15 protein-coding genes and 1 pseudogene are annotated in these 23857 nt (G+C 74.7%); 9 read left to right on the forward strand and 7 right to left on the reverse strand.

Going from position 1 to position 23857, the window contains the following annotated elements:
- Positions 1-26 precede the first annotated feature (26 nt).
- From WME89_RS16925 to WME89_RS16945, 5 genes are all read left to right on the forward strand, one after another.
- A complete protein-coding gene (locus WME89_RS16925) occupies positions 27-1061 on the forward strand; it encodes a PEGA domain-containing protein (protein WP_438010173.1) in 1035 nt (344 codons plus the stop codon).
- A gap of 38 nt (positions 1062-1099) precedes the next feature.
- The gene (locus WME89_RS16930; protein ID WP_438010174.1) at positions 1100-3022 is read left to right on the forward strand and encodes a hypothetical protein; all 1923 of its coding nucleotides are present in this window, start codon (positions 1100-1102) and stop codon (positions 3020-3022) included.
- Positions 3023-3121: 99 nt separating this feature from the next.
- A complete protein-coding gene (locus tag WME89_RS16935) occupies positions 3122-3976 on the forward strand; it encodes a hypothetical protein (protein ID WP_438010175.1) in 855 nt (284 codons plus the stop codon).
- Positions 3977-4028: 52 nt separating this feature from the next.
- Positions 4029-6443: an endopeptidase La gene (gene lon, locus WME89_RS16940; protein WP_438010176.1), complete on the forward strand. Its 2415-nt coding sequence runs from the start codon at positions 4029-4031 to the stop codon at positions 6441-6443.
- Positions 6444-6456: 13 nt separating this feature from the next.
- Positions 6457-7248, forward strand: a complete 792-nt coding sequence (locus tag WME89_RS16945) for an SDR family oxidoreductase (protein WP_438010177.1) — start codon at positions 6457-6459, stop codon at positions 7246-7248.
- Between the two features lie 51 nt (positions 7249-7299).
- Here the strand turns inward: WME89_RS16945 and WME89_RS16950 are convergent, their stop codons facing one another.
- The 4 genes from WME89_RS16950 to WME89_RS16965 form a co-directional block, all read right to left on the reverse strand.
- Complete coding sequence (locus WME89_RS16950) at positions 7300-11319, reverse strand: UvrD-helicase domain-containing protein (RefSeq protein WP_438010178.1); 4020 nt, start codon at positions 11317-11319, stop codon at positions 7300-7302.
- A complete protein-coding gene (locus WME89_RS16955) occupies positions 11316-14444 on the reverse strand; it encodes a PD-(D/E)XK nuclease family protein (protein WP_438010179.1) in 3129 nt (1042 codons plus the stop codon). The genes WME89_RS16950 and WME89_RS16955 overlap by 4 nt, the downstream gene beginning before the upstream one ends.
- A 488-nt stretch (positions 14445-14932) precedes the next feature.
- Positions 14933-15757 carry a type II toxin-antitoxin system RatA family toxin gene (locus tag WME89_RS16960; RefSeq protein WP_438010180.1) on the reverse strand — a complete coding sequence of 275 codons (825 nt, stop codon included), beginning with the start codon at positions 15755-15757 and terminating at the stop codon, positions 14933-14935.
- 169 nt (positions 15758-15926) lie between these two features.
- The gene (locus tag WME89_RS16965; RefSeq protein WP_438010181.1) at positions 15927-16517 is read right to left on the reverse strand and encodes a bactofilin family protein; all 591 of its coding nucleotides are present in this window, start codon (positions 16515-16517) and stop codon (positions 15927-15929) included.
- 566 nt (positions 16518-17083) lie between these two features.
- Here WME89_RS16965 and WME89_RS16970 point away from each other — a divergent pair.
- Complete coding sequence (locus WME89_RS16970; protein ID WP_438010182.1) at positions 17084-18202, forward strand: hypothetical protein; 1119 nt, start codon at positions 17084-17086, stop codon at positions 18200-18202.
- 142 nt (positions 18203-18344) lie between these two features.
- On the opposite strand, the gene WME89_RS16975 is transcribed toward WME89_RS16970, so the two are convergent.
- Positions 18345-18932 carry a DUF99 family protein gene (locus tag WME89_RS16975; RefSeq protein ID WP_437665993.1) on the reverse strand — a complete coding sequence of 196 codons (588 nt, stop codon included), beginning with the start codon at positions 18930-18932 and terminating at the stop codon, positions 18345-18347.
- An 84-nt stretch (positions 18933-19016) separates the two neighbouring features.
- On the opposite strand from WME89_RS16975, the gene WME89_RS16980 reads away from it, so the two are divergent.
- Complete coding sequence (locus WME89_RS16980) at positions 19017-19667, forward strand: hypothetical protein (RefSeq protein ID WP_438010183.1); 651 nt, start codon at positions 19017-19019, stop codon at positions 19665-19667.
- Between the two features lie 223 nt (positions 19668-19890).
- Here the strand turns inward: WME89_RS16980 and WME89_RS16985 are convergent.
- Together WME89_RS16985 and WME89_RS16990 are read right to left on the reverse strand one after the other, a co-directional pair.
- Positions 19891-19965, reverse strand: a pseudogene (locus WME89_RS16985) (hypothetical protein); the annotation flags it as partial.
- Between the two features lie 55 nt (positions 19966-20020).
- Positions 20021-20989: a COX15/CtaA family protein gene (locus WME89_RS16990; protein ID WP_438010184.1), complete on the reverse strand. Its 969-nt coding sequence runs from the start codon at positions 20987-20989 to the stop codon at positions 20021-20023.
- 179 nt (positions 20990-21168) lie between these two features.
- On the opposite strand from WME89_RS16990, the gene WME89_RS16995 reads away from it, so the two are divergent.
- Entirely contained in the window at positions 21169-22317 is a 1149-nt protein-coding gene (locus WME89_RS16995) for a diguanylate cyclase (RefSeq protein ID WP_438010185.1), read from the forward strand.
- 17 nt (positions 22318-22334) lie between these two features.
- Positions 22335-23849, forward strand: a complete 1515-nt coding sequence (locus tag WME89_RS17000; protein WP_438010186.1) for a sigma-54-dependent transcriptional regulator — start codon at positions 22335-22337, stop codon at positions 23847-23849.
- The last annotated feature ends 8 nt before the right edge of the window (positions 23850-23857 follow it).

Genomic DNA, 23857 nt, shown 5'->3' on the forward strand with positions numbered 1-23857 from the left:
TGCCTCCGCGAGAGCAAGGAGCATCGATGCGAGGGAAGCATCTGGGCCAGGGGTGGCGCGCCGTCGCGGCCGCGCTCAGCGTGGGGCTCACGGCGGGCGTCGCAGCGGCCCAGCCGGCGCCCGCCGCGCCGGCGCGGCCGGCCGGTGCGGCGGCCCAGCCGGCGCCCGCCGCGCCGGTACAGCCGGCAGAGAAGCCGCTCTCCGAGTCGCTGACCGGGATGGCCAAGGCCGAGCACGGGGCGGGCGCCGCGCTGTTCAAGGACGGCGACTACGCGGGCGCGCTCACGCGCTTCGAGCGCGCCTACGAGCTGTCGCGCGATCACCGCCTGCTCTGGAACGTCGCGCTCTGCCAGAAGAACCTGCGGCGCTACGCGAAGATGCTCGCGACGCTGCGCCGGATGGAGGACGACGCGGGCGCCGCGCTGACGGCCCGCGACAAGCAGGACATCGCCGAGCTGATCCAGGCGGCGGAGGCGTACGTGTCCCGCCTCGAGATCACGGCCAGCGAGGCGGGGGCGACGGTGTTCGTGGACGACGCGCCGGTCGGGACGACGCCGCTCGCGGCGCCGGTGCCGATCGACATCGGCGAGCGTCGCATCCGCGTGTCGAAGCCGGGCTTCGTCGATTTCGTCCGCCAGGAGAAGGTGGTGGGCGGCGGCAGCGTCGCCCTCGTGGCGCGGCTCGAGCGGGCGGTGCACCGGGGGCGGCTCCTCGTCGCCGCGGGGCAGGACGGCCTCATCGCGCTCGACGGCAAGGTCGTGGGCAAGGGCCGCTGGGAGGGCTCGGTGCCGAGCGGGACCCACGCGCTGCGCGTGACCGCGCCCGGGATGACGCCGTACGAGGTCTCGGTCCTGGTCCGGGACGAGGAGCACCGCCGCATCGACGTCTCGCTCGAGCGCGCCCAGGAGCGAGGCGGCGCGAACAGATGGCTGTGGATCGGCGGCGGCGCGGCGGTCTTCGCCGGCGCGCTCATCGCGGGCGCGCTGCTCTTCGAGCCGGGGACGCCGGCGGAGCAGGGCAGCCTCGGCACGGTCCCGCTCGGGTTTGGAGGGAGACGTTGATGCGAACGAAGCGGACGAGGGCGGTATCGATTGCGGCGGTGAGCTTCCTCTCCCTCGCGGCGGCGGCGGGGGTCTCGGCCTGCGGCGGCGAGAAGGGGCAGCTCATGGTCGTCTTCCAGACGGACATGTCGTTGCCGAAGGACATCGACACGATCCGGGTGGAGGCGACGCTCGACGGGTCCGTCGTCTACGACGAGACGTTCGAGCGGCTCGGGGGCGAGGACTCGATCCGCCTGCCGGCGACGCTCGGCTTCCTCAGCGCGGACGATCCGACGCAGTCGCTCCGGGTGCGCGTCATCGCGAGCCGCGGCGGCAAGGACGGGGTGCGCCTGCTCCGCGAGGTGCTCACGACGGTGCCCGAGGGCCGCACCGCGACGCTCCACATGCCCATCCAGTTCCTGTGCGACGGCTCGGCCGAGGTCGAGCGCGACGCGGACGGGAACGCGCTGCGCGACGCCCAGGGCCACGTGCTCGTCAAGAACAGCTGTCCCGAGGGCCAGAGCTGCGTCGCCGGCTCGTGCGTGCCGCGCGAGATCGACTCGCGCGCGCTGCCCGAGTTCGAGGCGCGCGCCGTGTTCGGCGGCGGCGACGGCGACAGCGACGGGCTCTGCTTCGACACGCTGCGGTGCTTCGCGGCCGCGGCGTCGGCGCCTGTCGATCTCGAGGCGTTCGCCGCGGACGCCACGGTCTGCCGCGCCACGGCGCCGAGCGGCGAGATCAACGTCGCGCTCCTCACGCAGGGCGGCGGCATCTGCGGCGAGAGCGCGTGCTTCGTGCCGCTCGACGCCGAGAGCGACGCGGGCTTCCGGCTCGAGGCCGGCGACGTCCTCCGGCTGCCGGTCGAGGTGTGCAGGCGGGCGCAGCAGGGCAAGCTCGCGGGGCTCGCGATCGCGACGGCGGGCGAGGGGACGTGCCGCACGAAGGGCACCGACCTGCCGACGTGCGGCCCCTGGTCGGCGTCGGGGGGCCAGTACACCGAGCCCGACGCGGCGGCGCCCGTCCCTGTCGCGGTCGCGCAGGTCCACCCGGTGTCGCTGCGGGTGGCGGCGGGCGGCGTGGCCTGGGTCTCCGGCACCACCTTCGACGAGACCGGGACGGCGAGGCAGGACGGGGAGCTGAAGGTCACCCCGCGCGACGGCGGCGAGCCGCTGATCCTCGGCGCGGCGCAGGCCTCGCCGCGCGACCTCGCGGTCGACGAGGCGCGGGAGGTCGTCTTCTGGACGAACGCGGAGGACGGCACGCTGATGGTGGCCCCGCTCGCGGGCGGCGAGCCGCGCGAGCTGCTCGGGGATCTCAAGCAGCCCGAGGGGCTCTCGCTCTCCGGCGACTTCCTCACGTGGACCGAGCTCTGGGGCGGCGGCGTCTTCCGGGCGACGGTGAGCGGCAGCGGCGCGGCGGTCGAGCTCGGCGCGCCGGAGGAGCTCGCGCGGCCCGACGCGGTGGTCGAGTCCCCGTACCGGGTGGCCAGCGCCGGGGACACCGTGTGCTGGACCTACCAGGGCACGCTGGGCAGCGCCGACGGCGTGGTGGCGTGCTCCCTCGGCGGGAGCACGCGGACGGTCGCGGTCGGGCAGCTCACCCCGCGCGAGATCGCGCTGGACGTGGACGGCCAGGGGAACGCGGTGGCGGTCTACTGGGCGAGCTTCGAGGGCGGCAGCGTCTTCCGGGCGGCGCTGAGCGAGGAAGCGATCGGCGAGCCCAGCGCGATCGTGTCGGACCAGGGCCAGCTGAACGGCGTCGCGCTCGACGACGAGCACGTCTACTGGACCCGCCGCGACGCGGGCACGGTCGTGCGCATGCCGAAGGACGGCGGGGAGCCCGAGGTGCTGGCCTCGCGGCAGCAGCGGCCCGGCGACATCGCGGTGGACGAGCTCGCCGTCTACTGGATCAACGAGGGCTCGCCGGACCAGGACGACGGCCTGCCGGTGAAGGACGGGGCCATCCTGAGGCTCGCGCGGTAACGCGGCGGCGGCCTCGGAGGCGCGCGGCGGCGAGCGCGCAGGCGCGCGCGGCGTCGCCCCGCCTGCGCGCTCGCCGCCGCGTATGCTATGGCCCGACCCGTGAAGCGAACGGCCCTCCTCCTGGTCTCCCTCGCGCTCCCCGCGTGCGGATCGAGCTACGCCCAGCAGGGCCCGAGCGACACGCTCCGGGCCTACGCGCAGGCGCTTCAGGAGGGGCGCGTCGACGCGGCCTACCGGCTGCTCTCGGACGAGGCCAAGCGGTCCATGTCGCTCGAGGCGTTCCGGCGCGCGGTCCGCGACAACCCGGACGACGCGCTCGAGATCGCCCGCGCCATCGCGCGGCCCGCGGCCGATCCGGTGGTGACGGCGACGGTCACCATGCCGAACGGCGAGGAGCTCCTGCTCGTCTTCGAGGGGGGCCGCTGGCGGCTCGACGCGGCGGCGGTCGACCTGTACGGCCAGGCGACGCCCCGGCAGGCCCTGGTGGGCTTCCTGCGCGCCTTCGAGCGCAGGCGCTACGACGTCATCCTGCGCTACGTTCCCGACGCCGAGAAGGAAGGGCTCGGCGAGGCAGCGGACGGCGCGCGTGGCGCGGGTGGCGAGGCGGACGCGGCCGTCGAGGCGAGCGCGGCGGGCGCGGCGCGCGGGGACGGCGCGGCGCAGCCCGCGGGGCCCGACGGCGCGGCGGGGGCTGACGCGGCGCAGAAGCCTGGCGGTCGGCCCGGGACGGCCAGGGCCGCGGCAGGTGCGGCGCAGCTCACCCCCGAGAAGCTGAAGGCCGCGTGGGAGGGGCCGCAGCGGGAGCAGATCAACCGGGTCGTCCAGGCGATCAAGGCGGCGCTGCCGACCGCGACCATCGAGGAGACCGGGGACAGCGCGTCGATGGCCTATGGCGCCGGCGGCACGGTCGCTTTCACCCGCGAGCACGGGGTCTGGAAGATCAAGGACTTCTAGCGGCGCGCTCGCGACATGGCTTCGAGAAGAGCGCTGTACTAGGGTTGTCGGTATGCCGACCGGCGATCCTCCCTCGCGAACGCCCCCCTCGCCCGACGCCGACAGCGTCCCGATCCTCCCGCTCCGCAACTCCGTGCTGTTCCCGATGTCGGTCGTCCCGATCAACGTCGGCCGGCCGCGGAGCGTTCGCCTGGTCGAGGACCTCCTCGGCCGCGAGCGCGCGCTGGTCGGGGTGATCAGCCAGCGGTCGCCGGACGTCGACGAGCCGACGTTCAAGGAGCTCTACTCCGTCGGGACCATCGCGCGCGTCGTGAAGGTCATCCGGCTCGGTCCGAACAACTACTCGGTCGTGCTGAACGGGCTGGGCCGCTTCCGCGTGAAGGCGGCGTTCTCGCTGGAGCCGTACATGCGCGCGCGGATCGAGCGCATCCCGGAGTCGCTCGTGCGCGACGTGGAGCTCGAGGCGCTCGGCGCCGGCCTGCGCGAGGCGACGCGCGAGGTGCTCGGCCTGATGCCGAACCTGCCGCGCGACACCGCGGGCATCCTCGACAACGTGCGCGAGCCCGGCGCGCTCGCCGACCTCATCGCCTCGAACTTCCCGCAGGCGCAGGCCTCGGTCGGCGACAAGCAGGAGATCCTCGAGGCGTTCGACGTGAAGGCGCGCGTGCGCCTCGTGCTCGCGATGGTCGGCCGGCAGCTGGAGGTGCTGCGGGTCAAGAAGGAGATCTCCTCGATGGTGCAGGAGGAGATGGGCAAGTCGCAGCGCGAGTACATCCTCCGGCAGCAGATGAAGTCGATCAAGGAGGAGCTCGGCGAGGGCGGCGACGACGACGAGATCGAGGAGCTCCGCGAGCGCATCCGGCGCGCCAAGGTGCCGGCGGAGGTCGACAAGGTCGTGCGCAAGCAGCTCAGCCGGCTGCGCTCGATGGCGCAGCAGTCGGCCGAGTTCAACGTGACGAAGACCTACCTCGAGTGGATCGCGGATCTGCCGTGGTCCAAGACGACGGTGGACAAGCTCAGCGTCGAGAGCGTGCGGCGCTGCCTCGACGAGGATCACCTCGGGCTGGAGAAGGTGAAGAAGCGGATCGTCGAGTACTCGGCGATCCGGCAGCTGCGCTCGGACAAGAAGGGGCCGATCCTGCTCTTCATCGGGCCGCCCGGCGTCGGCAAGACGTCGCTCGGCAAGTCGATCGCGCGCAGCATGGGCCGGCGCTACGAGCGCATCGCGCTCGGCGGCGTGCGCGACGAGGCGGAGATCCGCGGTCACCGGCGCACGTACGTGGGCGCGCTGCCCGGGCGCATCCTGCAGGCGCTCAAGAAGGCGGGGACCAGGAACCCGGTGCTGGTGCTCGACGAGGTCGACAAGATGGGCGTCGACCTGCGCGGCGACCCGGCGGCGGCGCTCCTCGAGGTGCTCGATCCCGAGCAGAACTCGACGTTCCAGGACCACTACCTCGACCTGCCGTTCGACCTGTCGCAGGTGATGTTCCTCGCGACGGCGAACAACTGGGACGGCATCCCGGGGCCGCTCGTCGACCGCATGGAGGTCATCGAGGTGCCCGGCTACACGCGCACCGACAAGCTCGGGATCGCGCGGGAGTTCCTGGTGCCGAAGCAGCTGTCGGCGCACGGGCTCACGGACGAGCGCCTGGAGTTCACGCCGCCGGGCATGGAGGCGATCGTCGACCACTACACGCGCGAGGCGGGCGTGCGCGGCCTCGAGCGGCAGATCGCGGCGGTGTGCAGGGCGACGGCGGTGAAGGTCGCCGAGGGCCACGACGTGCGCGAGGTGGCGACGCCCGAGCACGTGGAGCAGGTGCTCGGGCCGCACAAGCACCGCCCCGAGGTCGCGGAGCGGTCGCTCCAGCCCGGGGTCGCGACCGGCCTCGCGTGGACGCCGGCGGGCGGCGAGATCCTCTTCATCGAGGCGACGAAGATGCCGGGCAAGGGCAACGTGGTGCTCACCGGCAACATGCGGAACGTGATGCAGGAGTCGGCGAGCACGGCGGTGAGCTTCGTGCGCAGCAAGGCCGATCGCCTGCACCTCGACCCGGAGTGGCTGAAGGAGATCGACCTTCACGTGCACATCCCGCAGCACGGCACGCCGAAGGACGGGCCGAGCGCCGGCGTGACGATGTTCGCCGCGGTCGCGTCGCTGCTGCTGGGCGCGTCGGTGCGGAGCGACATCGCGATGACGGGGGAGATCTCGCTGCGCGGGCGGGTGATGCCGGTCGGCGGCGTGAAGGAGAAGCTGCTCGCGGCGCACCGCGCCGGCATCCGGCACGTGCTGATCCCCGCGAAGAACCGGCGCGACCTCGAGGACGTGCCGCAGGACGTCAAGGAACAGGTCCAGATCACGCTGGTGTCCTCGATGGAGGAGATCCTCCCCATCGTGCTCGAGCCCCCGCGCCGCTCCCCGGCGCAGAGCGCGCCTTCGGACGAGCTCGAGGAGCAGGCAGGGGTCTGAGAGGGAGCGCGGGATGACGCGGGTCGGGGTGGTCTCGGGCGGCAACCGGGGGATCGGGCTCGAGATCTGCCGGCAGCTCGCGCGCCGCGCGATCCACGTCGTGCTGGGGAGCAGGGACGAGGGCCGCGGCAGCGCCGCCGCGGCCTCTCTCGCGGCGCAGGGGCTCTCCGTGGAGGCCCGGCGCCTCGACGTGTCCGACGAGGAGAGCGTCGCGGAGCTCGCGCGCGCGCTCGCGGCGGAGCACGGCGGCGTCGACATCGTCGTGAACAACGCGGGCATCGCCATGGACGGCTTCGACGCCGAGGTCGCGCGCAGGACCATCGACGTCAATTTCTTCGGGCCGCTCCGGCTGACGGACGCGCTCCTCCCGCTCGTGCGGCCGGAGGGGAGGGTGGTCATGGTGACGAGCGGGGTCGGAGATCGGCGCAAGGTCTCCGGGTCGCTGCAGGCGCAGCTCGGGAGGGCCGAGCTGACGCGCGCGGAGCTCATCCAGCTGATGCGCAAGTTCGTCGGCGACGTGAGCGCGGGGCGGCACACGGCCGAAGGGTGGCCTTCATCGGCCTACGCGGTCTCGAAGATCGGGCTCAACGCGCTCACGGGCGTCCTCGCGAGGGAGCTCGCCGGGGACGGGCGGGGGATCCTCTGCAACGCGGCCTGTCCAGGCTGGGTGCGCACGGACATGGGCGGCGCGCACGCGCCGCGGTCCGCCGAGCAGGGGGCCGAGACGCCGGTGTGGCTCGCGCTGCTGCCGAGCGGCGGCCCGCAGGGCGGCGTGTTCCGCGACAAGGCCCCCGCGAGCTGGTGAGCCGCGGGCCGGCCGCGCTGGCGCGGCGTCACGCGTCGGCCCGCCGGCGGGCTAGCCGTGACACGCCCGCAGGAACCCGCAGCGCAGCGAGCGGCACGCCTCGACCGGCACCCCGTCGAAGCGCCCCTCGCCCTTCGCCTCGGAGAGGCGCTCGGCGAGGCGGGCGAGCTCGCGCTCGAACCGCGCGTGCTCCTCGTCGGCGATCGTGCCCATCGGCCCCGAGGCCCTGAGCCACGCGGGCTCCGCCGCCGCGCCGAGGAAGAGCACCCCCGCGCGGATCGGCCGATCCGGGTAGCGCTTTCTCAGCGCGAGCGCGCTCGCGCGCAGGCGGAGCTCGTACGGCGCGAGATCCGCCCGCGGTCGCGCGCGCTTGTACTCGATGACGTCGATGTGCCCGCCCGGGTGCAGCACGGCGAGATCGATCGCGAGCGCCAGCGCGAGCCGCGCGCCGCGTCGCCCGTCGGCGCTCTGCGGCTCGACGTCGAGCACGAGCGCCTCCTCCCGGAGGAGCGTCGCCTCCTCGTCCCGCGCCTGCCGCGCGAAGGGCCCTCCGAGGAAGCGAGCGATGCCCTCGGCGGTGCGCAGCGCGTCCGGGCTGTGCAGCGTGAGCCCCTCGAAGCCGAGCCGCGCGATCACGTCGGCGGCCTCGGTCGGCTCACCCCAGCGCGCGTGCGGCCAGCGCTGGAGCACCCGGTGCGCGGCGCGGCCGGGAGGGCGCGGGTCCGCGCCGTCCTCGAGCTCGACGCGCTCCTCGCCCGGCAGCTCGGGCGGGCCCTCGACGTCGAACAGGCCGAGCTGGCCCTCGCCGGCGGGCTCGGTGATCCCGAGGAGGTGCCGGAGCCGGAAGCGGCGAGCGCACCCCTGGAACGTCGCGAGGGACGCGGTCGCGATCCGCACTGTCTGCGCGCGCGCCGGCCCGGCCGCCGGCGCCGGGCGGGGGACGGGGGCGGCGCGCGCGTAAGCGTCGGTGCCGGGGGCGGGCGGCTTCGCCTCGGCGAGCAGCGAGCGGGCCTCGAGCGTCGCGCCGATCGTGCGGGCGAGCGGCGCGGGGACCTCGGCGTCGGCCGCCGCCGACGTGGGCCGGGGGTCGGCGTCGGCCGTCTCCGACGCGGGTCCGGGGCCGGCGTTCGCCGTCAACGTGAGCCACGCGGAGCCGCTCCGCGGCTTGGCCGCCGCGCCGATGAGCACGAGCTCGCGGCGAGCGCGGGTGATCGCGACGTAGGTGAGCCGCTGCCGCTCGGCGCGCTCTCGAGCCCGCACCTCCGCGCGCGCCGCCTGGAGCGCGGGCGTGCTGATGGGCAACAACGGACCGTGCGCCGACGTCACGGCGTCCTCGGGCGTGCCCCGCCATGGCCTGTCGACCCGCCGCGCATGGTGGCGAACGAGCAGCGCGGCGGCCCGGTCCCCCGCGGCCGGGATGTAGCTCAGGCCGGGCTGGTCCGCCCGGGGCTCCGCGTTGAGGTCCAGGAGCACAACGGCCGGGAAATCGAGCCCCTTGCTGGCGTGGATCGTCGTGAGGCGCACGGCGTCGTCGTCGGGCGAGAAGACGGCGGCCTCCGGCTCGTCCGCCTCGTCGCGGATCCGGCGCTCGAGCCAGCGGACGAAGCTCGCGAGCGAGCCCCCCCGGCGGCGGGCGATGGAGACGAGGCGGTCGACGTTGCCGAGCCGGGCCTGGGCGCGCGGGAGCGCGGCGAGGACGCGGTCGAGATCGAACACCGAGACCGCGGCCCGGATCGCCTCGCCGGGCGTCGAGCGGAGCGCCGCGCGGCGCAGCCCCGAGAAGCGGGCGCGGAACGCCTCGAGCCGCTCGCGATCCGCCGCGGGCAGCCGCGCGAGCGCCGAGAGGGGACGCGCGTCCGCGGGCTCGTCGTCCTCCGGCCAGGGCGCCCGGCCGCCTTGCGCCGCAGCGGCGCTCGTCCAGCGGCCGAGCAGCGGGACCGTGAGGCCGCGGCCAGGCGGCGCCAGGATCGCGAGCGCCGTGTCCGAGAGCGCCACCACGGGGCCGCGGAGGACCGTCGCGAGGGCGAGGCGATCGTGCGGATCGAGCAGCAGGCGGAGGATCGCGGCGACGTCGCGGACCTCCGCCGCGTCGAAGAGCGCGCGGCCCGCGACGACGTACGGGATCTCGAGGCGCGCGAGGGCGAGCTCGACGAGGGGGATCGTGCTCCGGCGCCGCGCGAGCACGGCGACGTCGCGGAAGCGCAGATCGCCCCCCGCGGCGCCGTCGCCGCCCGCGCCGCGGACGCGCCGCGCGATGTACGCGGCCGCGATCAGCGCCTCGCGCAGCTGCCCCCGCGCGTCCCGGACCAGGGCGTCGACGCCGTCCGGAGCGCTGCCGTCGTCGTGGACGAGCACGACGTCCGTCGGGCCCTGCGCGTCCACGCCCGGCGCCGCGACGAGGTGCTCCGCCGCGCTGTAGGCGATCTCGAACTCGCGCGGCGAGGTCGCCCGCGCGCTCGCGCCCGGGCCTTCCTCGCGCGCGCGATCCTGGGAGAAATCGCGCGCCGAGAACGCGTTGATGAACGCGAGCAGCTCGGGCGTCGACCGGCGGCTCTCCCGGAGCGCGACGAAGTCGGCGCTCGGATCGGGCGACCACAGGGACGGCGAGAGCTCGAGCGCGCGGCCCGCGGCGGCGCCCGCGAGCTCCGCGCAGACGCGGCAGAAGATCGAGACGTCGGCCCCGCGGAAGCCGTAGATCGATTGCTTGCGATCGCCGACCAGGAACAGGCCGTGGCCATGGAGGCCGGCCGCCGTCGGGGCGACGCCGGCCGGGCGCGCCAGGGCGGCGTCGTCGCGCTCGCGCAGGAGGTAGACGAGGTCGCGCTGCACCGCGCTCGTGTCCTGGAACTCGTCCACGAGCAGCACGTCGGCCGACTCGCGCACCGCGGCGCCGATCGCCGGATCGTCGCGCAGGCCGTCGCGGGCGGCGCGCAGGAGATCCCCGAACCCGAGGCCGCCCTCGGTGCGGCGGATGGCCGAGAGCCGCTCCCGGATCTCCTCCAGGAGGTCGACGATCCGCGCCTCGCGCCGCGACAGCGCGGGCGCCTCGCGCAGGAAGCCGAGCAGCTGCTGCGCCTTGTCGCGGTGGGTCTCGCCCGGCAGCGCCTCGCGGAAGGCGAGGAGCGCCTCGTCGGCCGGCGTGCACTTGCTCTTGTGGGGCTTGCGCTGCGTGAGCAGCTCGATCAGCGGGGCGCTCGCCGCTCCCGCGGGGAAGGGCGCGCCGCCGCCCTCGCGGCCGAGCGCCGCGGCGAGCGCGGCCGCCGGCTCGCGGAACGCGGCGCTGCCGAGCGCGGCGCTCTCGACGGCGAGGCGGTGGAGCTCCCGGGAGAGCGCGCGGCCCTCCGCGGCGTGGTCGGACAGCGCGAGCCGGCGCGGCGTGAGGCCGTCCTCGTCGAGGCGGTCGAGCAGGCGCGTGACCTCGCTCCGCGCGGCCTCCACGCTCCCCGTCGCGGCGACGAGCGCGCGCGCGGCCTCGGCGCGCTCGCCCCCCTCGGCGAACGCGCGGCTCAGCGCCTCGTCGACCGCGAGGTCGCTGAGCGCCTGCGCCTCCTCCTCGTCGAGGATCCGCGCGGCGGGCGAGAGCCCCATCGCGATCGCGTGCCGGTCCACGATCTGCTTGGCGACGCCGTGGAGCGTGTCGATGCGCGCGGCGGGGAGGCGGGCGAGCGCCTCCTCGGCGCGCTTCCGCAGCTCGGCCGCGGGCAGCGCCGCGCCGCTGCCCGCGCCGACGGCCGCCTGCCGCGCGCGCAGGATGTCGGCGAAGCGGATGCTCGCCTCGCCGTCCCAGCGGGCGATCTCCTGCAGCGAGCGCTCGACGCGGTGGGCGATCTCGCGCGCGGCGGCGCGCGAGAAGGTCGTCGCGACGATGCGGTCCGGCGACACGGGCGGCGCGGCGGTCCGGGCGTCGGGCCGGCCGAGCGAGGTGAGGCCGAGCGTGAGCAGCACGTAGAGCGCCGTGAGGCGGTGGGTCTTGCCGGTGCCGGCGCTGGCGGCGACAACGACGTTGCGGCGGAAGGCGTAGATGAGCGCGTCGCCCTCGGCGAGCTCCACCCCGCGCGGCGCGGCGCTCACGCGACCTCCTCCGCGGCCTCGTCCGTCGGCACGACCGCGGGGCGCCGGCACACGTCGCGCGCGTCGCAGCGCGCGCACAGCGTCGGCAGCGCCGGCCGCGGCGCGGCCCGGCCCTGCCAGAGCGCGACGATCGCCGCCCGCGCCGTGCGCGCGGCCTCGGCCCAGCCCTCGGCGAGCGCGCGCTGCTCCTCGGCCGTGCGCGGCCACAGCTCGACGAGCCCGCGCTGGCGCACGCCGATGTAGACGGCGCGCACCTCCTCCGCGCCCAGCGCGCGCGCCGCGATGGCGCTGTAGAGCGGCAGCTGGAGCGCGCGCCGCCGCTCCTTCGCGTCGGGGAGCTTTCCGGTCTTGTAGTCGACGACCCGCACGACGCGCTGGTCGGTCGATCGATCGATGCGGTCGATCTGGCCGTCGACCCACAGGCTCGGCGCGCCGGCCGCGCCCTCGTCGTCGTCGTCCGACGGGGGGAGCTCGAGCGGCTGCCAGGGCGCCGGCTCGCCGGCGCCGAAGCGCCGCTCGGCGAGCAGGAAGCGCAGCTCCGGCGACGAGTCCTCCCCGTCGATGGCGCGGACCACGACCTCCAGCACGTCGGCGATCGCCTTCTCGACCGCCTCGCGGCGGAGCGGGGCCATGGGCGCCGAGACGCCGAGCGCCGCCTCGGCCGCCGCGCGCGCGGCGGCGAGCTGCTCGGCCGGGTCGCGGTCCGGGCCCAGCTCGCGCAGCGCCTCGAACGAGGCCTGCAGGGCGCGGTGGATCAGCGTGCCGCGCTCCCGCGCGTCGGCCGACTCGGCGAGATCTTCCGCGCGGCGCACGTGCAGCACGCGGCGGGCGAACGCCGCGAAGGAGCAGCCCACGGCGCGCTCGATGTGGGTGACCGCGATCGGCCTGCCGGGGTGCGCCCCGCCGATCGCGGCCCTGAGCTGCGCGACCAGCGCCGGGTCCTCATCGAGGAGGACCCGCCCCGTGTAGAGGTCGATCGGCGCCCGCGGATCGAGGAAGAAGTCCGCGCGGGCGCGCTCGATCCGGACCCGCTCCGCGATGTCCGCCGCCGGCCGGCCGCCGCCCGCGAGGGCGATGAGCTCCGCGTCGCGCGGCCCGAGCGTCGTCGCGTCCGGGGCGACGCGGGACGCGGGCTCCGTCCGCTCGCGAGCGCCGGCCGCGACGGCCGCCTCGAAGAGCGGGTGAGGCTCGTTCGGCTCGCTGTCGTCCCCGCGCGTGAAGCAGAGGGCGACGCTCCTCGCGCCCGCGAGCGCCCAGCCGAGCTCCGCGCGCTGGGCCGCCTGGCGCTCGCGCCCCGACGCGGGGCGGCTCGGCGCCGGCAGCCTGACGCGGAGCGGCTCGCCGAGCAGCGTCTCGTCCGCGCCGGGGCTGCCGCCGTAGGCGCGCGCGTCGAGCCCGGTCACCACCACGACGTCGTGCTCGAGCGCCGTGAAGCCGGCGGCGAGGTCGACGCGCACGGCGCCGGCGCGGCCCGCGTCGCCGCGCGGCCCCGCGCCCTGCTCGGCCGCGGCCCGCTCGAGCTCCGCGTAGACCTCCGCCGCGGTGGCGGGGCGCTCCTCGCAGCCGAGGTCGCGTGCGGCCCGCGCGAGCGCCTCGGCCTGCTCGCGGATCGCGCGCGCGGCCCGCGCGCCCTGGCCCATCGCCTCGAGCGCGATCGCGCCGCCGCCCCGCCGCTCGCCGCGCAGCGCGGCGCGGAGCTCCTCGACCCCGGGCTCGCCGAAGCCCAGCTTGTCGAGCAGCGACAGGAAGCGCCGCACGATCTCGGGCCGCGTCGTCGCCTCGCCGATCCAGCGCGCGCTGGCGAGCAGCCGCTCGAGCGCGTGCGGCATCCACGCCTCCTCGTCGTCGCCGTGCGGGTCGCCGGCGCGGTGCAGCGTCTCGATCCCGAGATCGAGCTCCGCCTCGAGCTCCGCCTCGCGCCCGGCGGCCCGCGGCGGCCCGGCGCGGCGGTCCGCGCGGCGGGCGGCCACGACGGAGATGAGGCTCTCGACGAGCAGCCGGCCCGTGCGGTCCACCTCGACCGGGACGTCGCGCAGGCGGTGGGCGAGGTCGACCGATCGCTTTTCCGCCTCGGCGGCGGACGCGCGGTCCATCCAGGCGCCGGCGTGGACCCCGGGCGCGCGGAGGATCTCGATCGCCTGCTCGCGGCGCACCGGGCCCACGGCGAGGCGGAGGATCGCGAGCGCGACGCGCCCGTCGGGGCAGCTCGCGGAGGCGCGGCCGCGCGGCTCCGAGGAGCGGACGCCCGCGTCGGTCAGCGCGGCCCGGAGCGGCTCCAGCGCGGCGTCGTCGAGCGCGGGCACGACGACGGCGATCCGCTCGGGGGGGATCCCGCGGCCGAGCGCCGCGGCCACCTCGGCGGCGGCGGCGCGCGCCTCGCCCTCGGCGGTCCTGGCGCTGATCGCGGCGAGCGGCTCCGCGCCGGCGTCGGGCACCCACGCGATCTCCGGCGCTTCCTCGAGCGAGGCCCACCGCCGCTCCAGGAGATCGGCGACCGGCGCCGCGCCGTCGCCCTGGAGGGCGGGCAGCTCGACCGTGACCCCCGCGCCGTCGCGCGCGCGAACGGCGGCGTGGAGCGCCTCGACCCAGGCGAGGTCGTCGGGCTCCCAGGTGACGGCGCCGCGGATCGTGACCTTGCGCGGGAGCGGGAGCGCGCCGGACGCGCCGGCGGAGCGGAGCGCCCGGGCGAGCAGGAACCCTGCGCAGCGCGGGTCCACGAGGCCCGCCGCGCTCAGGGCGGCGTCCGCCCGCTCGAGGACCTCCCCGACGGCGATCGCGTACGGCGTGCCGAGCGCCCGCAGGTCCGCCGGGGTGGTGCCGGCGCGCCGGAAGCTCCCGAGGGCGCGGTCCAGGGTGAACGCGAGCGCGACGCGCGCGGCGGGCTCAGCCGGCTGCCGCAGCCGGCCCTGCGGCAGCGCGTCGAGCGCGAGCCGGGTGGCGAGGCGCGTCGCCTGGGGGCTCGCGATGGCGACGTCCGGCGCGAGGAGCGCGAGCGCCTCCGAGACGAAGCTCCACCGCGAGCGGACCTCCTGGCCTGCCTCGCGCGCCGCGCGGGCATCCAGCGAGGCGAGCTCGCGCTCGACGTGCCGCTCGGTCGGGACGAGGAGGAGCGATGTCCAGCTCACCGCCACGAGACGGCCAGGCGCCGCTCCGGGGAAGCGCAGGCGCCCCGCACGGCAGGACCCCGCACGGCAGGACGCTGAGAGGGCGCCGGTGCGCCTGACTGCTCATCCGGCAAGGGATACCTCACCGCACAGGCTTTACTTCATGCATCCGTCCCCTCGCAACCTCCGTCGGGCGCGTGGCGTGTTGAATAACTCCCTCGGAACATGGGAATTCCTGTGGGAAAATCGGAAGGCGTGTTGGGAGCCATGTCGAGGACCACGGACGGCCCTGGCTGCGTTCGCCTGTAAGCCTGCGGAACTGCACGCCATGCGGCGAGCCCGTGCACGCCCGGGGCGATTCGCGGTGTTCAACAGGCTCAGCGGCGTCGACCGGCGGCTCGGGCTGCCCGGCTCTCACGACGGGAGTCGTGGCCGAGCTCGACAGCGGAGTGGGGAGGGAGAAGCTTGGCGCGCTCCATGGAGAGGCGCCCAGCGGGTCCAGAAGGAACCTACCGACGCGCCATGTCCTCGTGACGTCGCACGCTGTCGTTATCGGCCGGCGGCAGGGTGGGCACGCCGGCTGCCGGCGCGGCGGGCGCCGCCGGAGGGCTGCTCTGCTCGCCGCGCTGCGCAGCGGGGCTGGGGCCGCTCGAGGCGGTGGCGGACGCGGCGGCGCGCGGCGATGCGTCGGGCACGGCGGTGGACGCCGAGGTCGCCCGCGCGCCGGCGGGCGGCCTGACCTCGGCGCGATCTCGCACCGCGGTCACCGCCTTGTCAGCCGCCCTGACGAGCTGCGACGTGACCACCGAGGGCGGGAACGGGAGCTTGGGGGCGACGAAGAGCTCGAGCTTCAGGATCGTGTGGTGCTCATCGACCGCGCGGAGCCGCCAGCGGGCGCGGAAGTCGGAGACGTTGCCGCGCTTGTAGCGCCCGGAGATCACCTCGTCGGCGCCGTCCTTCGCGGGCGGCGACATGTCCGCGACGGTCCAGATGTGCGCCGCGCCGTTGAGGATCGGCACCTGGAGATAGACCTCGCTCGTGCCCTTGCGCTTCGAGAGCACGCGGCTCTGGTCAAAGGAGCTGATGAACGTCTTGTAGCTACCGTAGGACGTGACGAGCTTCCGGACGGTCGACAGCGGCGCTTTCACGAGGATCGCCGCGCCCCCTGTGTCGATCGCGGAGGTCGGCCCGCTGGTCTTCAGCGTGTACCGGAGCGCCTTGCCGAGCGACGCGAGCTTCTCCGACTCGGCGTCGGCGGCGCGCGCCGGGCGAGGCGACAGCGCGAGCAGGGCGAGGGAGAAAGCGATCAGAGACAGGGACCACCACTTCTTCATGGACTCTCCTGTGCGATCAGCGTCCGTCGTCGTGTGGGCTGCCAACCACGTCGCGGGCGTGCGCCTCGGGCGGCGAGAGCGCAGCCACTCACTACATGTAACTCGCTGATCGGGCAGCCGCACGCTGGCGCACTACATAAAATGTGCGACTGTCGGCGGAGGTCGGAATTCAGCGTTCGATGTCGGAGCGCTTCGGCGTCGCGCCGCGCTGCCCGACGCCGCCGTCCTCGGCGGTCCTCGCGGCCTGCGCGGCGGCGTCGGCGTCCGCCTCGGAGGACGCGCCGGGGGGCCGCAGAGGCCGCTCGCCTGGCTCCTCTTCGAGCGGCGCCATCTTGCACGAGCCGTCGAACTGCACGCCGCGATCGATGAAGATGGCGGGCGCGTGCAGGGCGCCGGTCACCTTGGAGGGAGCGTAGAGCTCGATGGCGTCGCGGGCGCGGATGCTCGCCTGGACCTCGCCGCCCGTGACGATGCACGTCACCACGTGGATCTCCCCGATCACGAGCGCCCCCTCGCCGATGACGAGCACGTCCTCGCCGCGGATCTCGCCGCGGAAGCTGCCGTCGATGCGCACCCGGCCCTCGAAGAAGAGCTTGCCTTCGAAGTGCGTCCCGCGGCCGAGGAGGGCGTTGATCTCGGTGGGCCGGTGGCCGCCCCCGTCGTCGCCGCGAGGGCCTCCAGGGGATCGCGGCGAGAGGGGCGAGTCTCTGTCGCCCGGGAAGGACATCGGCTCCATCGCCCGTTGGCTTACTTCAGGCATCGTCACATTCGCAACGGGGGGCGCGCGTCAGCGGCGTAACGCGCCCGGGGGTGCAGCTGGGTTTCGGTAGTTATTCCGGATACTTGTCCCGAATCTGCGGCGAGGTACGATTTCTGCACTAGGCGGGCCGAGCAGGCCTCCGGGCGCGTCGGCGCGCCGGCGTGGCATGCGTGGCGTGCGAGGCGCGGGCGGGCTTCTGGACGAGCGCGCCGAGCGCGCGGTGGAGCGGTGAGGGTCCGAAGCGACCAGGAGAGGGAGTGGAGATGACGTTCCGATCGTTGCTTGTGGCTGCCGGTGTCCTGGGCAGCATCTCGGTGGCGTCCGCGCAGACGCCGCCCGAGCCGCCGAAAGCTCCGCCTGCCGAGCAAGCTCCGCCTGCCGAGCAGGCTCCGCCTGCCGAGCAAGCTCCGCCGGCCAGCGCCGAGGCCCCTGCTGCTCCCGCCGCTGCCGTTCCCGGCGCTGCCGCTGCCGCTGCCCCGGGTGCTGCTGGGCCCGCCGCTGCTCCGCAGCCCGATGGGCCGCATCCCTCTGCCGAGCCCGTTCCCCCTGCCGAGCCGCCGTCCGACGTGGCGCCCCCGGAGCCGAACGCCAGGTCGGTCACGCCGCCGGCGGTGCGGTGGAACCAGGCCACCGCCGCCGACACGCTGCTGGAGGAGGACGAGGAGACCACCCTGCGCTGGCGCGGCACGACGTTCACCTGGAACCAGAGCGGCAGCACGACCCTCGCCGGCGTTGGCGGCGAGTACATCCCCGCCATGCAGGTCTACGGCTGGGACTTCACGTTCCGTCCGAACTTTTACGTGCTCGATCGCCCCAGGGACAAGCTGGCGGTCTCCGCCGAGATCGGCTGGGTCACCGAGCTGACCAACAGCGACACGACGGCGACCTACAGGGAGCCACAGTTCAAGGACATCGCGCTCAACACCCGGTACAGCCGCGAGCTCTGGGAGAGCGGTGGCGCCCAGCGGGGCGAGTACAAGACGGACGCCGCCATGCGGCTGCGCGTCGTCCTCCCGACCTCGCCGACGAGCTGGAACTCTGGCCGGTACTTCACCCTGGGGATCGGCCCGCAGATCACCCAGAAGATCAAGCTGCTCGGCTCGAAGGCGGACGGGCTCAACAACATCACGGCGACGCTGGGCGTGACCTACGCCCACCTGTTCGCGGAGTCGTACACGCCGGTGAACGGCGACATTCGCCGCGTCCGGCAGACCCCGAGCGGTGAGGTGGCTGTCGATGATCAGCTGAGCGGGTGGTCCCGCGCCATGGATCGGTTGACCACGAGCCTCCAGGTCGACGTGCCGCTCTACAAGGAGCTCGGCCTGGCGGCGAGCTTCGGGCTGCTCAGCGACTTCAAGCACGAGTTCGAGGGGGGATGCGTCGACGTCAGCACCGGCTGCGCCGAGATCGATGGCTCGGAGGGAACCACCTACCTCCCTCAGACTGCCTTCGACATCAGCCTGAACCATCCAGTGTTCGACGTCGTCGACCTCACGCTCGGGTACAACAACACCAACCTGCAGCTCGGCCCCAACGGTCGTCGCAGGAACTTCTTCTACAGCCCTGAAGCCCAGTTCTATCTCGACATCACCGCCAACCTCGACGTCATCTATTCGAAGGTGACCGGCCGCGGTGAGAAGGTGGAGAAGAAGGCCGCCAGCGCTCCTGGCCGGCAGAAGCTCTAGCGAGGTCGCGCCGGCGCAGGGTCGCCAGGAGAGAAGGCGAGCCAGGGGAGGTCGTTCCCCTGGCGCGCTGGCGACCGCCGCGTGCCGGCCGTCGTCCTGAGCGCCTCGCCGTCCAGTCCTCGGGGTCCTGCCGAGCGCCCGGTCACGCGCGCCCGCGGCTCTCGCCCGTGGTCAGCCCGCCGGCGATGAGGTGCGCTGCGCGCAGGGGCTCGGGGAGGTGGCCGTGCACCGAGAGCCGCGAGACCAGCGCGCTCGTGTCTTCCAGCGAGATCCCGGCCCGCTGCACGTACACGCCGGCGACCGGTTCCATGGGGCCGGCGCGCTCGATGAGCGCCCATTTGCGCCGCCCACCCCGCACGCGCGACAGCAGCGCGTCGCGGATCGCGTCGAGGTTCGGGAGGCGCCGCGCCACCACGACGACCGGCAGGGCGAGGGCGTCGCGCAGGGCCGCTATATCGACCACGTTGAAGCCCGCGACAGCGATGCCCTGGAGCATGACGACCTGCAGCTGGGGATAGAAGCGAGAGCCGGAGATCATCGCGGCGATCGCCGGCGTGGCGTTCCGGCCGTCGCGTCGCACGCGGGCCGAGAGCACCCCCTCGAGCCGCAGGCCCGCGAAGACGGTGCCGACGACCGGCACGTCGCCGCGGTGGTCCCGGGCGAAGGGCGCGTCGTCGACGCCGACGACGTGCGACAGGCGAAGGGCTCGGGACGGCGCGCGGGACGGCACACGGCGAGCTTAACGTGCTGCCGACTTCTCCGGGCCAGGCGGTCGTGCTGTACTGCTAGCGTGCGACCTCCCCGGCATCTCCCCGTGCTCCTCGCGCTGGCCCTCGGCATCTCCCCGTCGTTCGCCCTCGCGCAGAGCTCCCCCGCTGCCCCGGCGGCCCCCAAGGCTGCTCCGGCGCCGGCGAAGGCCCCCGCGGCGGGGAAGCCGGCGGCCAGCCCCCCGCGCGCCGGCGCCCCGCAGCGGACGGCTCGCGCGCGCAAGCCGAAGAAGAAGGACGCGCAGCCGGACATCGCCGGGCGGCCGATCGCCACGTTCCCGGGCTTCCGCATGCTCCCGACCGGCGGCTCGCGCGTCTTCGTGCAGATCCACGGCGGCAAGGTCGACGTTGCCGAGTCGAAGGCCGCCGGGCGCCTCGTCTACCGCATGAAGGGGGCAGGGGCGATCCAGACGAACCGCTTCCCGCTCGTGACCTCCTTCTTCGCGACCCCGGTGAACCAGGTGCAGCTGGTCGATCAGGGCAACGACCTCGACATGGTGATCGAGCTGCGCACGCAGGCTGACGCGACCTACCGCGTGATCGAGACCGAGCAGGGGATCGTGCTCCAGGTCGACTTTCCCCCGTCCGTCCCCGAGCAGCGCGCCGCGGCGCCGGCAGAGGTCACGCAAAAGCGCGCCGTCCGCCGCACGATCTCGCAGGAGCCCCAGGGCGACGACGAGAGCTCGACGGAGTTCTAGAGCGCTTTTCGCGCGGGTTTGATGCAGACGTCTTCCGTCTCTCGTCTCTCGTCTCTCGTCTCTCGTCTCTCGTCTCTCGTCTCTCGTCTCTCGTCTCTCGTCTCTCGTCTCTCGTCTCTCATCTTCCGTCTGGACTTCCTCGTGCGCGTGCGCGTGCGCGTGCGCGCTGACTCCGGGGAATCGCGCACGCGCACGCGCACGAAGGACGCGCACGAAGGACGCGCACGGAGGACGGAAGACGGAAGACGGAAGACGGAAGACGGAAGACGGAAGACGGAAGACGGTGTGCCAATTCCGGCTGAAAACCGCTCTAGGTCCGCGCGCAACAGCGCTCGCCGGGGTGAGCTCGCCCCTCAGGTGGCGACCGCCTCCGGCCGAGCCTTCTCCCCGCGCGGACCTGGGTCCGCCGCCGAGGCCGGCTCCCCCAGCGCGGCCGCGGCGAGCGTGACGAGGACCATCCACACGAGGTCGGCGAGCAGGAGGTGCACGAGCTGCATCCAGACCGGCGCGAGCAGCAGGAAGTTGAGGAGCCCCGCGCCGACCTGCAGCAGCACGAGGCCCCCGAGCGCCGTCGAGAGCCGCTCGACCAGCGGCGATGGGCGCCGCGCCGCGACCGCGCCGCGGGCGAAGAGCAGGTAGGCGCTCACGACCGCGGCCACGACCGGGTGCAGCACGCGCAGCTGCACCAGGAAGTGCGCCGTGGGCGAGAAGTCCTGCGCGATGCCCTCGCGGAGCGAGCCCGCCGCGAAGAGCGTGTCCCCGAGCGCCGCGATGGCCCCCGTCACGCCCACCACGAGGACCCCCGCGAGCCCGGCGGCGAGCAGCACGCCCGTCACCCCCTGGCCGTGCAAGCGCACGCGCCGGCCCCCGCGCGCCCAGTAGAGCGTGCAGGTCATCGCGCCGACGAGCAGGAACGTGTTGATGAGGTGCACGGCCATCCAGAGCGCGCGGGCCGCCGACGCGTCGTGGGCGACGTACTCGAGCAGGACGATCCCAGCGCCGACCCCCGCCTCGGTGATCATGAACAGCATCGACACGGCCGCGCCGCGGCGCGCCGGGTGGCCCGCCGGATAGGCGACGAGCGCCCAGACGAGCTGCAGCGCGACGAGCAGGAACGCGATGCCCGAGGTGGCGCGGTGCGTGAACTCGATGAAGGTCGCCGCGCTCGGGGAACGTGGGATGACGTCGCCGTTGCACGTCGGCCAGTGGCTGCCGCAGCCGGCCCCCGAGCCGGTCGCGCGCACGAACGCACCCCACAGGATCACGCCGAGCGTGACGGAGAGCGCGAGCGCCGCGATCTTCCAGAACCGCGCCTGATTCATGGGAGGTCCTTACCGCGAAACCAGCGCGACGGCAGCACGCGCGCCGGCGGTAACGCGCGCGCAACGCGTGCGGGAGCGGGCGCGGAAGCTGTGTGGCAGCTCGCGCGGCCGGCGCCAGGCGGCTTCCGCGGTCGTGCGATCTCGTTGCGCCCGGCCCCGGCCGAAGGGAGGATGTGCCCGTGCCGAACAGCGAGGACATCCGGGGCGCTCCGCCCTCTGCGCCGGCCGAGCTCCTGAGCAGCCGTCCGGCCAGGATCGTGGTCGCGGACGACGACCGCCTCGCGCGCCAGATGCTCGTGAGCATCCTTCACAAGGCCGGCTTCCAGGTCGAGGCGGTCGACGACGGCCAGGAGGCGATCGAGCTCATCGGCCGCGGCGGGGTCGACCTCGCGCTGCTCGACATCGTGATGCCCCGGCTCACGGGCCTCGAGGCGTGCAGGCTCCTCAAGAGCATGACCTCCGAGACGTTCCTCCCCGTGGTGCTCGTCACGGTGAAGACCGACACGGCGAGCCGCGTGGAGGGGCTCAAGATCGGCGCCGACGACTATGTCTGCAAGCCGTTCGAGGAGGAGGAGCTCCTCGCGCGCGTCGCGGCGATGCTGCGGATCAAGCGGCTGCACGACCACGTCGCGGCCCAGCGCGCTTACCTGGAGCAGCTCTCCATCCACGACGAGATGACGGGGCTCTACAACTACCGCTACCTCTTCACGCGGCTCAACGAGGAGTTCAAGCGCGCGGAGCGCTACCACGAGCCGTTCGCCTGCGTGCTCGTCGACATCGATCGGCTCAAGGCGATGAACGAGGCCGGCGGGCGCACGCTCGGCGACGCCGTGATCCGGCGCGTGGCCGACGGCATCCGCCGCTCGGTCCGGGAGGTGGACGTCGTCGCGCGCTACGGGGGCGAGGAGTTCCTCATCGTCCTGCCGAGCACGCACTTCGCCGGCTCGCTGACGGTGGCCGAGCGGATCTGGCGCGAGGCCTCCGGCAACCCGGTCGAGTTCGGCGGCGAGCCCAGGCCGTGCAGCGTGTCGATCGGGGTCTCGCTCTACCCCTCGCGCGACGTCCGCACCAAGGACGCGCTGATCCGCGCCGCGGAGAGCGCGCTCCACCAGGCGAAGCGCGAGGGCGGCAACCGGATCTGCGTCTTCCAGCAGCACGGCCAGATCTACACGCCGACGGGGAGCGCCGAGCCGCCGGCGCCGCCGCCCCCGCCCAAGCTCCGGCGGTCGAGCGACCCCGCCTTCGCCGCGGCCCACGACGACCAGAGGGAGCCGCAGACGCGCCGGGGCACGGACCTCCCGCCCCTCCCATCCCGCAAGCCGGTCTAGTCACGCCGCCTCGCCTCGTGAACGCCGCTGCTCGCGCCCGTGTCCTCCTCGTCGACGACGAGCCAGCGCAGCGCCGCGGCCTGGCGCGCGCGCTCGTGCGCGACTTCGACGTCCTCACCGCGGAGGACGGCCCCGCCGCGCTCGGGCTGCTCGCGACGACCCGCGTCGAGGCCGTGCTGCTCGACCTCACCATGCCGCGCATGAGCGGCGCCGAGGTGCTCGAGCACATCAAGGCGAGGTACCCCGACGTCGAGGTCGTGGTGATGGCCGGGCACGACGAGGTCGACGCCGCGGTCGCGGCCGTGCGCGCGGGCGCGTACGGGTTCGTGATGAAGCCCGTCGACCCGGAGGCGGCGGCGTCGACCGCGGTCGAGCGCGCGATCGAGCGCCGGCGGCTCCTCGCCAGCGTGAGGGCCCTCGAGGAGCGGGTCGACGAGCACGAGCAGCTCGGCGAGGTGATCACGAGCTCCGCCGCGATGCAGGACGCCTACCGGAAGGCGCTCGGCGTGGCGGCCGTGAGCGCGCCCATCCTGCTGGTCGGCGAGCGCGGGACGGGCAAGGAGCTCGTCGCGCGCGCGGTCCACCGGCGCGGGCCGCGCGCAGCGGAGCGCTTCGTCGCGGTCGACTGCAGCGCGCTCCCGGAGCCGCGCGCCGACGAGGAGCTCTTCGGCGGGGGGCGCGGGGCCTCGCCCGACGAGCGCGCCGGCGGGGGCCTGATCGAGGCGGCGGACAAGGGCACGCTCTTCCTCGACGAGGTCTCGGCGCTGCCGCTCGCGGCCCAGGCCAGGCTGCTCCGGGTGCTCACGCACGGCGAGATCCCGGGGGCAGGGGGCGAGCCGCGGCGCGTCGACGTGCGGGTCATCGCGTCGACGAGCGCCGACCTCCGGGAGCGCGCCGCCGCCGGGCAGCTCCGCGAGGAGCTCGTTTACCGCCTCGGCGTCATCGTCATCGAGCTGCCGCCGCTCCGGCGGCGCAGGGAGGACATCGCGCTGCTCGCGAGCCACTACCTGAACCGGTGCGCGCGCAGGCACGGTCGCGACGTGAAGCGATTCGGCCCCGAGGCGGCGCGCCTGCTGCGCGAGCACGCCTGGCCGGGGAACGCGCGCGAGCTCGAGAGCGCGGTCGAGCACGCCGTGATCGCGGCGCGCGGCGAGGCGATCCTGCCCGTGGACCTCCCGGCCTCGGTGTCGGGGCGCTCCGGCCCGGAGCGGCGCCCTCCCAGCGACGCGCTCGTGCTGCCCGCGGCGCTCGGCGAGCTCCCGTACGCGGAGGCCAAGGAGCGCGCCGTCGACGCGTTCGACCAGATCTACGTCCGGCGACTGCTGCAGCGCACGGGGAACAACCTGAGCGAGGCGGCGCGGCAGGCCGGCATGGATCGCTCGAATTTCCGGCGCCTCAAGAAGAAGGTCGCGTCGCGGCGAGACGACGAACCAGGGAAGGCGGGGACTGACGTCGAGGCCGTGGAGGCCGTCGAGGCCGTGGAGGCCGTGGAGGCCGCGGACGCGGCGGAGGACGAGGACGACGCGGGCTGACGCGCGGG

It is taken from the genome of Sorangium sp. So ce321 (assembly GCF_051530195.1).
Classification (GTDB): Bacteria; Myxococcota_A; Polyangia; order Polyangiales; family Polyangiaceae; genus Sorangium.